Source organism: Streptomyces sp. NPDC003379, assembly GCF_053589195.1.
Genome location: NZ_JBSFRK010000012.1, coordinates 22,210 through 32,970, shown reverse-complemented (window position 1 = coordinate 32,970; position 10,761 = coordinate 22,210). Strand labels below are relative to the sequence as shown.

At 72.2% G+C, this 10,761-nt stretch carries 8 protein-coding genes; 1 reads left to right on the top strand and 7 read right to left on the bottom strand.

Annotation, left to right across the window (positions count from 1 at the left end; genetic code table 11):
- Positions 1–218: 218 nt before the first annotated feature.
- Positions 219–3,278 (top strand): NPCBM/NEW2 domain-containing protein, encoded by a 3,060-nt coding sequence (locus tag ACWDVB_RS13515; RefSeq protein WP_451516812.1) that lies wholly within the window; start codon positions 219–221, stop codon positions 3,276–3,278.
- A gap of 88 nt (positions 3,279–3,366) precedes the next feature.
- Here the strand turns inward: ACWDVB_RS13515 and ACWDVB_RS13510 are convergent, their stop codons facing one another.
- The 7 genes from ACWDVB_RS13510 to ACWDVB_RS13480 form a co-directional block, all read right to left on the bottom strand.
- Entirely contained in the window at positions 3,367–3,939 is a 573-nt protein-coding gene (locus tag ACWDVB_RS13510; RefSeq protein WP_451519205.1) for a hypothetical protein, read from the bottom strand.
- Positions 3,940–3,994: 55 nt separating this feature from the next.
- On the bottom strand, positions 3,995–5,752 hold the full coding sequence (locus ACWDVB_RS13505) for a S8 family peptidase (RefSeq protein ID WP_451519204.1): 1,758 nt from the start codon (positions 5,750–5,752) through the stop codon (positions 3,995–3,997).
- A gap of 227 nt (positions 5,753–5,979) precedes the next feature.
- Entirely contained in the window at positions 5,980–7,089 is a 1,110-nt protein-coding gene (locus ACWDVB_RS13500) for a PAC2 family protein (RefSeq protein ID WP_451519203.1), read from the bottom strand.
- 172 nt (positions 7,090–7,261) lie between these two features.
- On the bottom strand, positions 7,262–7,933 hold the full coding sequence (locus tag ACWDVB_RS13495; RefSeq protein ID WP_451519202.1) for a FadR/GntR family transcriptional regulator: 672 nt from the start codon (positions 7,931–7,933) through the stop codon (positions 7,262–7,264).
- 85 nt (positions 7,934–8,018) lie between these two features.
- Positions 8,019–8,780 (bottom strand): ferredoxin reductase, encoded by a 762-nt coding sequence (locus ACWDVB_RS13490; protein WP_451519201.1) that lies wholly within the window; start codon positions 8,778–8,780, stop codon positions 8,019–8,021.
- Positions 8,773–9,408 carry a sulfite oxidase-like oxidoreductase gene (locus tag ACWDVB_RS13485; RefSeq protein WP_451519200.1) on the bottom strand — a complete coding sequence of 212 codons (636 nt, stop codon included), beginning with the start codon at positions 9,406–9,408 and terminating at the stop codon, positions 8,773–8,775. Before ACWDVB_RS13485 ends, ACWDVB_RS13490 begins: the two co-directional genes overlap by 8 nt.
- A complete protein-coding gene (locus tag ACWDVB_RS13480; protein ID WP_451519199.1) occupies positions 9,405–10,760 on the bottom strand; it encodes an amidohydrolase in 1,356 nt (451 codons plus the stop codon). The genes ACWDVB_RS13485 and ACWDVB_RS13480 overlap by 4 nt, the downstream gene beginning before the upstream one ends.
- Between the last annotated feature and the right edge of the window lies 1 nt (position 10,761).

Genomic DNA, 10,761 nt, shown 5'->3' with positions numbered 1-10,761 from the left:
GTCCGGGACGGGCTTTAACCCTTCGTCCGGGACGGGCTTTAACCCTTCGTCCGGGACGGGCTTTAACCCTTCGTCCGGGACGGGCTTTAACCCTTCGTCCCGGACGGGTGCCCGTAGCCCGTCCGGCGCGGCAGCGCCGAATGGGCCGCTCCGGAAATCCAGGAGCGGCCCAGTAAAGTCCATGGCCCCGGGGCACGCCGCCGCGCTAGACCTCCGCCATGAGATCTCCCACGCGCTTCAGATCGGCGGTCGCCGCCGCCCTGCTGGGCCTGCTCGCGGCGTTCGCGGTGCCCGGCGGTGGTGCCGCGCAGGCCGCGGACGAGCCCGCGACCACGGTCGGTGACATCACCGGCTTCGAGGCCGAAGGGCCCGTCTACCGGCTGACGGCGGGCGACGCCGAGGCCCGCGTCAGTTTTGTCTCCACGGAGACCTTCCGGCTCGAACTCGCCCCCGACGGGAAGTTCACCGACCCCACGGGCAAGGACATCGTCCTGCCGCAGGGCCGGGCGCCGCGCACCAAGTGGGCGGAGAAGGGCGACCGTTACGAGCTCAGCACCTCCAAGGTGACGCTGCGCGCCTACAAGTCCCCGCTGCGCTTCGCCCTGTACCGCGCCGACGGCACCCGGCTGTGGGCCGAGTCCAAGGGGCTTTCCTGGACGAAGGACGGCACCACGCAGAGCCTCGCACGCGGCGCCGACGAGCAGTTCTACGGCGCCGGGATGCAGAACGGCCGCGGCAACACCTCGCACCGCGGCAAGAAGGTCGAGGTCAGCGTCGACTATGAGTGGAACGACGGGGGGCATCCCAACTCCGTGCCGTTCTATCTGTCCTCGGCGGGGTACGGCGTCTTCCGGAACACCTACGCCCCCAACACGTACGACTTCGCCGAGCCCGTGGCCGCCACCGCCAAGGAGCAGCGCTTCGACGCCTACTACTTCGCCGGGCGCGGCGCCGACGCGGCCAAGGACGTCATCGGGCAGTACACCAAGCTGACCGGCAAGCCCTTCCTGCCGCCCATCTACGGCATGGAGATCGGCGACGCCGACTGCTACCTCCACAACGCCAACCGCGGTGAACGCCACACCCTGGACTCCCTCAAGGTCGCCGACGGCTACGTCGAGCACGACATGCCCAACGGCTGGATGCTCGTCAACGACGGCTACGGCTGCGGGTACGAGAATCTCGCCGAGACCTCCAAGGGGCTGGCCGACCGCAAGATGAAGATGGGGCTGTGGACCGAGGACGGCCTCGACAAGATCGCCGAGCAGGTCGAGGCGGGCCAGCGCGTCGCCAAGCTCGACGTCGCCTGGGTCGGCGACGGCTACAAGAAGGCGCTGGACGGCTGCAAGGACGCGTACAAGGGCATCGAGGACAACAGCGACGCCCGCGGCTTCACCTGGGCCCCGGAGAGCTGGTCGGGCGCCCAGCGCTGCGGCGTGCAGTGGTCCGGCGACCAGAGCGGCAGCTGGGAGTACATCCGCTGGCAGATCCCGACGTACGCCGGGTCGACCATGTCCGGGCTCGCGTACACGACCGGTGACGTCGACGGTATCTTCGGCGGCAGCCCCAAGACGTACGTACGGGACCTCCAGTGGAAGATGTTCCTGCCCGTCACGATGACGATGGACGGCTGGGCCGCCGGCGATAAGCAGCCCTTCCGGTACGGCGAGCCCTACACCTCCATCAACCGCAAGTACCTGAAGCTCCACGAGTCGCTGCTGCCCTACTTGTACTCGTACGCCCATGAGGCGACGGAGACCGGCGTGGGCGCCGTGCGGCCGCTGGCGCTCGAATACCCGGACGACCCGAAGGCCGCGACCGACGCCGCCAAGTACGAGTTCCTGACCGGAGAGGACTTCCTCGTCGCACCCGTCCACAAGGACACCACCACCCGCGACGGCATCTACCTGCCCAAGGGCACCTGGACCGACTACTGGAGCGGCCGCACCTACCAGGGACCGACCACCGTCGACGGCTACAGCGCCCCCCTCGACACGCTGCCCCTCTTCGTGAAGGGCGGCGCGAGCGTGCCGATGTGGCCGGGCGGCATCCGTTCGTACGAGGACCGGAAGGCGGACTCGCCGCTCGCCTGGGACATCTACCCGCAGGGCAGGTCCTCCTTCGAGCTGTACGAGGACGACGGCGTGACCCGGCGGCACCGCGACGGCGCGTATGCCACGCAGCGCGCCGACGTGCGGGCGCCGCGCTCCGGCGCGGGCGACGTGAGCGTGCGGATCGGCGCGAGCAGGGGTGAGTTCCGGGGGAAGCAGAGCAGCCGGGCCTACGCGTTCACCGTGCACACCGGGGACGCGCCGAGCCGGGTCGAGCTGGAGGGGCGAGGGCTGCCGCGCCTCGCGTCGAAGGGCGCGTACGAGAAGGCCGCGCGGGGCTGGTTCTACGACCGGGACGACCGGGGCGGCGTGGTGAAGGTCAAGACGCCTGCCCGGCGCACCGACCGTGCCTTCGAGCTGATCCTCGATGACACGAGCGCCGTCGGCGGCGCCGTGCCCGGAGCGGCCGCCGCCGTGAGCGTCCCCGCGGGCCAGGAGCTCGGTGCGGGCACGCCCGGCAAGGTCGCCGTCGATGTCACGGCGGGCACGAAGGACGCCACCGGCGTCGACGTCACCGTTGACGCGCCCGAGGGGTGGACCGTCGCCGCCGCCAGGGCCGACCGGATCCCGGCGGGCACCACGCGCCGCGTCGAGGTGGACGTCACCCCTGCCAAGGCCGCGGACCCGGGCGAACAGCCGCTCACCGCGACCGCCCGCTACCGCTCGGCCGGCCAGGAGCGCACCGCCCACCAGCGGTTCGCGCTCGGCGTGATGCCCGAGGCGCCCGACAAGGACACATGGGCGAGCGACATGGTGTGGCTGAAGTCCACCAACGGCTACGGGCCCGCCGAACGCGACCGCTCCAACGGCGAGTCGGGCGCCGGCGACGGCCGCACACTGACGCTCGCCGGAAAGACGTACGAGAAGGGCATCGGCACGCACGCGGACTCCGTCATCGAGGTCCATCCGGGCGGGCGCTGCTCGAAGTTCACCGCCGACGTGGGCATCGACGACGAGATCAACGGCTACGGAGAGGTGGCCTTCTCGGTCGAGGCCGACGGCAAGGTGCTGTGGACCTCCCCGAAGGTGACGGGCGCCTCGGCGACCGTTCCGGTCGACGTCGACGTGCGCGGCGCCCGGCACGTGGAGCTCAAGGTGACGGACACCAACGGCTCCAAGAGCGGGGACCACGCGGACTGGGCCGCGGCCAGGTTCGCCTGCGCGTAGGAGCGGGAAGCGGGGAGCGGCGCCGGGCGGGGAGGTCTCCGCCCGGCGCCGCCGTGTGCTCACGCGGGATGCGCGACCCGCGCGTGGGTCACCTGGTGACCACGATGGCCAGCAGGTACGACGGGTTGGCGGTGTCGTAGTAGCCGATCACCTGCTGCCCGAAGGCGAACGCCTCCTGGACCTCGTCGTGGGTGTGGTCACTGGGGTCGATGTACGCCCGCCAGGCGTCGTCGACGTACAGATAGAGGGTGGACGCCTGGCCGGGCAGGGGCTGGACGACGTCCCAGAACGCCGTCGCGACGTTGGACGCGAGCGCCTGGGTGGAGATCTCGGGCGCCTGCTCCTGCGGGATGCGCTGCTGTTCCTGGCCGAACTGCTGGAGCAGCTGCTGGAACGGCTGCTGCTGACCGAGCTGCTGGATCTGCCGGCGCAGCTGCGGCGACATCTGCTGCGTGCCCTGGCCACCGCCGTACATGCCCTGGCCCTGCATGCCCTGGCCCTGCATGCCCTGGCCCTGCATGCCCGGCTGACCCTGCATGCCCTGCTGCCCCTGCTGGGGGCCGAAGTGCTGCTGGAACTGCTGCTGTCCTTGCTGCGGCGGGGCTGTGCTCGGGCCCTGGTGCCGCTGACCCGACTGACTCGTCTGTGGGGTGGTGCTCATGCGGGTGCCACCTTCCCTCAATCGTTGTGTCCTTCAGCCCGTGCTGGTATTGCCGTCAGCCCGTGATGACCAGGCCGACGACCTCGTCGTCCGTGTACCAGACGCGTACGTCCGGCCGGCCCCCGGCGAAGGCGGCGTGCACCGCCTGGCGCGCCTCGGGGGACGGGTTGTCGAGGTTGCGCCACTGCCCGGCGACGAACAGCCGGAGCCTCGGCGGGAGTTCGGGCGGATACGGGAGCAGCTCGTCCCAGTACCGCTCCGCCATCCCCGAACCCACCGTCGACGGCAGCAGTTTCGTGACCGCCGCCTTGATGTCGGGGCGGTTGCCTATCCGCTGCGACGCGGGCCTGCCCGGCGCGTCCTGCTGCGGCGAGCCCGTGCAGCGCAGCACATCGCGGGCCCGCTCCGGCGTCATCGGCCGCTGGCCCGAGGCCTTCAGCATGCCCTGCAGCGCGGCCAGGGCGCCGACCACGATCGGTGACGCGGAGGACGTGCCGGAGAACGTGTCCGTGTACCAGGCGATCTCCTCGGCGCCGCCCTGCAGATCGCCGGGCCGGTCCCAGAAGCCGCCGGTCGTGGTGGTCTCGCGGCCCCAGCCCTGTGCGTCGACGCGGGCGCCGTAGTTGGAGAACGCGAGCCGTGAGCGGTCGGGCCCGTGGTCGCGGCCGTGCGTGCCGGGGGGCGGTGCGCCCGCGCCCACCAGGACCGCGCCGGACGAGCGGTTGGAGGGGTTGAACGGGTTGCGCCACCAGGACGGGAACCCGTCCGGCCTGCGCTCGTAGACCGCGTCGTCCAGGGACTCGGCGCCGTTGCCCGCCGCACCCACCACGATGACGCCCTTCGCCGTGGCGTGGCGCACCGCGGCGTAGTCGTCCGGCCACCAGTCGAGAGCGATGTAGCCCTTCTGGTCGTCGCGCGGCTCGAAGTCGAAGCTCGGCCCCGGCCTGTGCAGTTCGAGCAGGATGATGTCGCCGCGGTCAAGACGCTCGGCCGCCGCGTGGATGGTGGCCGCCGTGCCCAGCGGCTGGAAGGAGGCGGCCGCCGTCACGGCGTCCGGCGCGATACCGCTGACGCCGAGGCCGTTGCGGTCGCCGCCGATCACGCCGATCACCGCGGTGCCGTGGTTGCGCCAGGCCAGGTCCTGGAGGGGCGTGCCGAGGACGACGCCCGAGAGCTTGGCGGCGAGGTCCTCGTGGCGCAGCTGCCAGTCGCCCTCCACGTCGATGACCGTGACGCCCTCGCCGGAGCCGCCGAGCCGCTGCCAGGCCCAGCGGGCGTCGACGCCCTCGGGGGCCGGGTTCAAGTACCCCTGGCGGCCGGTGAAGTCGGGCGTGACCGGCATGCCCTCCTTGCGGCGCGAGGACGCCTCGTCGATGTCGGGCGGCCCGGTCGGCGAGGGGTCGATGGAGGTCGGGACGGCGCCCGGCTTGACGTACGCCGTGTCGATGCCGGGCAGTGCCGCCATCCGCGAGCGCAGCTCCTGCGCCCGGTCCTCGCCGCCGCGCACACGGTAGAAGAGGGCGAGGTCGGGCACGTCGTCCTCGGCGATGCCCGTGGGGGCCACGGCCCGCAGTCGCTCCTCGTTGCCGAACAGCGGTTCCAGGGCGAGCTGTTCGTCGGAGAGGAACATGTTCAGGGCCGACACGTCGGAGCCGGACGCCGAGCGGACCTCGCGCTCGGCGGCGCGCAGCCGGGCCTCGGGCCGGGCCACGACGATCAGCTCCTGCTCGGCTCCTCGGTAGGTGAATCCCGCCCCGTCGGGGCCCGGCCCGCCGGCTCCCGGCTCTCGTGCCGGGTCTGTCTGGTCGGTCATCGCTTCACCGCTCCCTTCGGTCCTTCGGGGTGCCGTGCCGGGCGCTGTGCGGCGCCTTCGGGGCACACCCTGCTCCTCGCGGACCGAACCGTCCACCCCTGTTTTGAGCAACGGTGTTTGAGGGGAAGTTGAAACGGGAACCCCGTGCAACCCGAGCAATTCGGCCACGGGTACCGCAATGGGGCGGCTCCCTTGCGGGAACCGCCCCATTGGCGAAGAGAAAGCCCTCAGTCGTCCGAGGAATCGGACGGGTCGGAGCCCTCGCCGTCGACCTCGCTGTCGATATCGCCATCACTCTCGGTCCGGCCCTCGTCGACCGCCCCGTCGGCGCCGTGACCTTCGGTGCCCTGGCCGGGCCGCTGCGTGGGCTTCGGCTTCGGCGGGCGGGTGCGGTCGCTCGGGGTGTCGCGCAGATACGTCCCGCTCTCACCGCCGTCCGTCGCGTGACCGCCCGCCTGGGCCGGACCGCCCGGACCACCAGGGCCGGTGGGACCCGCGCCGTCACGTCGCCGCAGATAGCGCTCGAACTCCCGGGCGATGGCCTCGCCCGACGCCTCCGGCAGCTCGGCGGTGTCCCGCGCCTCCTCCAAGGACTGGACGTACTCGGCGACCTCGCTGTCCTCGGCGGCCAACTGGTCCACGCCCAGCTGCCAGGCGCGCGCGTCCTCGGCCAGCTCGCCCAGCGGGATGCGCAGGTCGATCAGGTCTTCCAGGCGGTTGAGGAGCGCGAGCGTGGCCTTCGGGTTCGGCGGCTGCGAGACGTAGTGCGGGACGGCGGCCCAGAGGCTGACGGCCGGGACGCCCGCGTGCGTGCACGCCTCCTGGAGGATGCCGACGATGCCCGTCGGACCCTCGTACTTGGTCTCCTCCAGGTCCATGGTGCGCGCCAGGTCGGCGTCGGACGTCACGCCGCTGACCGGGACGGGGCGGGTGTGCGGGGTGTCGCCGAGCAGCGCCCCCATGATCACGACCAGCTCGACGCCCAGCTCGTGCGCGAAGCCGAGGATCTCGTTGCAGAACGACCGCCAGCGCATCGACGGTTCGATCCCGCGGACCAGGACGAGGTCACGCGGCTTGTCGCCGCCGACGCGGACCACCGAGAGCCGGGTCGTCGGCCATGTGATCTTGCGGACCCCGTCGTCGAGCCAGACGGTCGGGCGGTTGACCTGGAAGTCGTAGTAGTCCTCGGCGTCCAGCGCCGCGAACACCTCGCCCTTCCACTCCTTGTCGAGGTGCGCGACCGCGGCGGAGGCGGCGTCACCGGCGTCGTTCCAGCCCTCGAACGCGGCCACCATGACCGGGTCGACCAGCTCGGGAACTCCCTCGAGCTCGATCACCCAGGCCTCCTTCCGACGTTCCCTTGCGTACGCCCCAACCTTACGGCGTCGGCGGGGGCCCTCCGCAGCCCCCTTGCGTGGGGGAGTGCGTGATCACTGCCCACGCCCGGCGCCGGGAAACGGCCGGTTCGGGTGCGGGGTGGGCGGCGTCACACAGATGGGTCCGGCGGCGTCACAGCGTGGACCGCAGCCACTGCTCCACGCTCGCGACGTGCACCGTCGCCCATGACCTGGCGGCCTCCGCGTCGCGGTCGCGCAGCGCCGTGAGGATCGCGCGGTGCTCGTGGAGCGTACGGCTGACGGCGTCCTCCTGGGTCAGGCCGCGCCAGACGCGGGCCCGGGTGGTCGGCCCGGACAGGCCGTCCAGGAGGGAGCACAGGACGGAGTTCCCGGACGACTGGACGATGCCGCGGTGGAACTCCAGGTCGCAGACGACCAGCTCCTCCACCGACGGGGCGTCCCCCAGATCGTCCAACTGCCGGGTCAGCGTGCCCAGTTCGTCCTCGGTGATGTGGGCGCAGGCCATCGCGGTGGCCGCCGGTTCGAGGATGCGGCGTACCGCGAGGAACTCCAGGACCGTGTCGTCGCGGTGGAAGTCGACGACGAAACTCAGGGCCTCCAGGAGGAGTTGCGGGTCCAGGCTGGTCACGTACGTGCCGTCGCCCTGGCGCACGTCGAGGATGCGGATCAGCGAGAGCGCGCGTACCGCCTCGCGCAGGGAGTTGCGGGACAGGCCGAGGTCGGCGGCGAGTTCGCTCTCCTTGGGCAGCCGGTCGCCGGGGCGCAGCGCACCCGAGACGATCATTCCCTTGATCTTCTCGATGGCCTCGTCGGTGACAGCCATGGGGACCTCGCCTCAACAGTCAACAGTTAATAGTCAACAGACATCCGATGTGTGAGCTGATTATGTCCCCTGCGCGGCGCGGCTTTCAGCCGAAGCGTTCGATCCGGATCCGGTCGACCGGCTGGCCGCCCTCCACCAGCAGCCGCGAGGCATGCTCCGCGAAACCGTTGGAGCCGCAGATGTACGCCTCCCAGCCGCCCTCGGGCCGCCCCTCGTCGCCGAGGAAGGACGCCAAGTGGGCGGCGTCGAGGCGGCCTTCGGCGCGGGTCAGGACGACGGTGGTCTCCTCGGCGTACTCGTCGGCGTAGATCAGGTCCTCGGGCGTGCGCGCCGAGACGATCAGGCGCAGCGGCACACCGAGCCCCGCGAGGCGGTGGTGGCGGACCATCGACATCAGCGGCACCACACCGGAACCGGCGCCGAGCAGCAGCGCGGGACGGTCGCCCGGCCAGGCGAAGAAGCCGGACAGCGGCCCGCGCACCTCGACGGTGTCGCCGACGCGGGCGACGGTGTGCAGATGCCCCGACACCTCGCCGCCCGGCACATGGTCGAGGGTCAGCTCGATCTCGCCGCTGTCGTCGGGCGCGGAGGCGATCGAGTAGTGCCGCTGGGCGGCATAGCCGTCCGCCGCCGTGAGCCGCAGCATGAGGTGCTGGCCCGGCAGGTGCCCCTGCCAGTCGGGAACCTTGAGCCGGAACGTCGACACGGCCGGGGTCTCCCGCCGGATGTCCGTGATCAGCGCGCGCTGCCACAGGGCCGCGGCGCGGTTGCTGACGGCGATCCGGCCGGGCACGGCGAACCGCGTCGGCGGCACGAAGCCGTCCTCGCTGTACGGGGTCTCAGTCACCTGCGTAACGCTCCTCGGCCCACGGGTCGCCCCGGTGGTGATAGCCGTTCCGCTCCCAGAAGCCCGGCTCGTCGTGGTCGAGGAGGCGCAGCCCCGCGATCCACTTGGCGCTCTTCCAGAAGTAGAGGTGGGGGACGATCAGCCGGGCCGGTCCGCCGTGCTCGGCGGGCAGCGGCCCGTCCCCGTACTCCCAGACGATCCACGCCTTGCCGCCCGTCACGTCGGCGAGCGGGAGGTCGGTGGTGTAGCCGGTGTGGGAGTACGCGACGACGTGCGTCACCCCTGGCAGCGGGCGGGCGGCGGCCAGGAACGTGTCGAGGCTCACCCCGCCGAACCGCACCCCGAACTTGGACCAGCTGGTCACACAGTGGATGTCGCCGCGGTACTCGGAGGCAGGCAGCGCGTGCGCCTCGTCCCAGGTCCAGGTGCGCGGCGCCGCCACGAGTCCGTCGACGCGGAACGTCCAGTCGGCGGCGGCCAGGTGCGGGGTCACCTCGGCGGACAGGACGGGCCAGCCGTCGCGCGCGTCGTACTGGCCCGGCGGAAGGCGCGGGTCGCGGTCGGCGGCGCGGGCACGGCCGGTGAAGCCGCGGGTGGGCTGGGAGCCGGAGGTTGTGTCGGAGGTCATACGGTGCTCGTCACTTCGGGGTCGGTCGCCGCGTCCCGCAGTGCGCGCAGGACGGCCGGTTCGTCCAGCGTACGCAGAGCGCGCCCCCGCATCAGAACGCGTCCGTCGACGACTGTGTCCCGCACGTCACCGGCCGCGGCGGCGTACGCGAGCGTCGACCACGGGTCGTGCCGGGGCGCGAGGTGCGGCCGGTCCAGGTCGAGCACGATCAGGTCGGCGCGCTTGCCCGCCTCCAGGGAGCCCAGCTGGTCGCCGAGGCCGAGCGCCCGCGCCGACTCGATGGTCGCCATGCGGACGGCCTGCTCGGCGCCGACCGCCGTGGGGTCGCCGCCCGCCTTGTGCACCAGCGCGGCGATGTTCACCGCGCCCAGCAGGTCCAGTGTGTTGGAGCTCACGGCGCCGTCCGTGCCGAGGCCCACCGTGACGCCCGCTTCGAGGAGGTCGGGCACGCGCGCGATGCCGCAGCCCAGCTTGAGGTTGGACACCGGGCAGTGCGCGACGGCCGTGCCCGTGCGGGCCAGCGTCGCGATCTCCGCGTCGGTGAGGTCGACGGCGTGCGCGAGCAGCGTGTCGGGGCCGAGCACGCCGAGCGAGTCGAGCAGCTCCACCGGGCGCTTGCCGTACCGCTCGGTGACCATCGCCACCTCGCCCGCGTTCTCGGCGGCATGGAGGTGCAGCAGGGCGCCGTGCTCCCGGGCGAGCGCGGTGATCTCCGTCAGCTGCGCGGGGTCAAGCGTGTACGCGGAGTGCGCGAAGACGACGGGGCGGGTGCCCGGCGCGAGGGTGCGGGACTTCAGGTCGGCCGCCGCCCAGCCGAGCCGCTCCGCGTAGGGGCGGCCGTCCGGCGGGCCCGGTACGTCCATGAACGTCGGCCCGGTCAGCAGCCGCCACCCGGCGTCCCGGGCCGTGGCCTCGGCCGCCTCGTGGAACCAGTACATGTCGAGCGCGGCGGTGACCCCGCCGCGTACGGACTCGGCGATCGCGGCGCCCAGCGCGGCCGTCACCGTGGCCGGCGAGAGGATCTCGGCCTCGCGCGGGATCACCCGGGCCAGGAAACCCTGGAGGGTCACGTCGTCGGCTATGCCGCGCATCAGGTTCATCGCGAGGTGCGTGTGCGTGTTGATGAGGCCCGGCAGGACGAGGCAGCCCCGGGCGTCGATCTCCTCGGCGGCCTCGTACGCGGTGCGCAGCCGCTCGGCGGGGCCCACCTCGACGACGCGTCCGTCGCGGACGGCCACGGCGCCGTCCGGCACGAGCGTGCCCGCGTCGTCGACGGTCAGCACGTCGCCGCCGTGCACCAGCAGGTCGATGGAGCCGCCGCGGGCCTGGGTGGGCAGGTCGGTGGAGTGCATC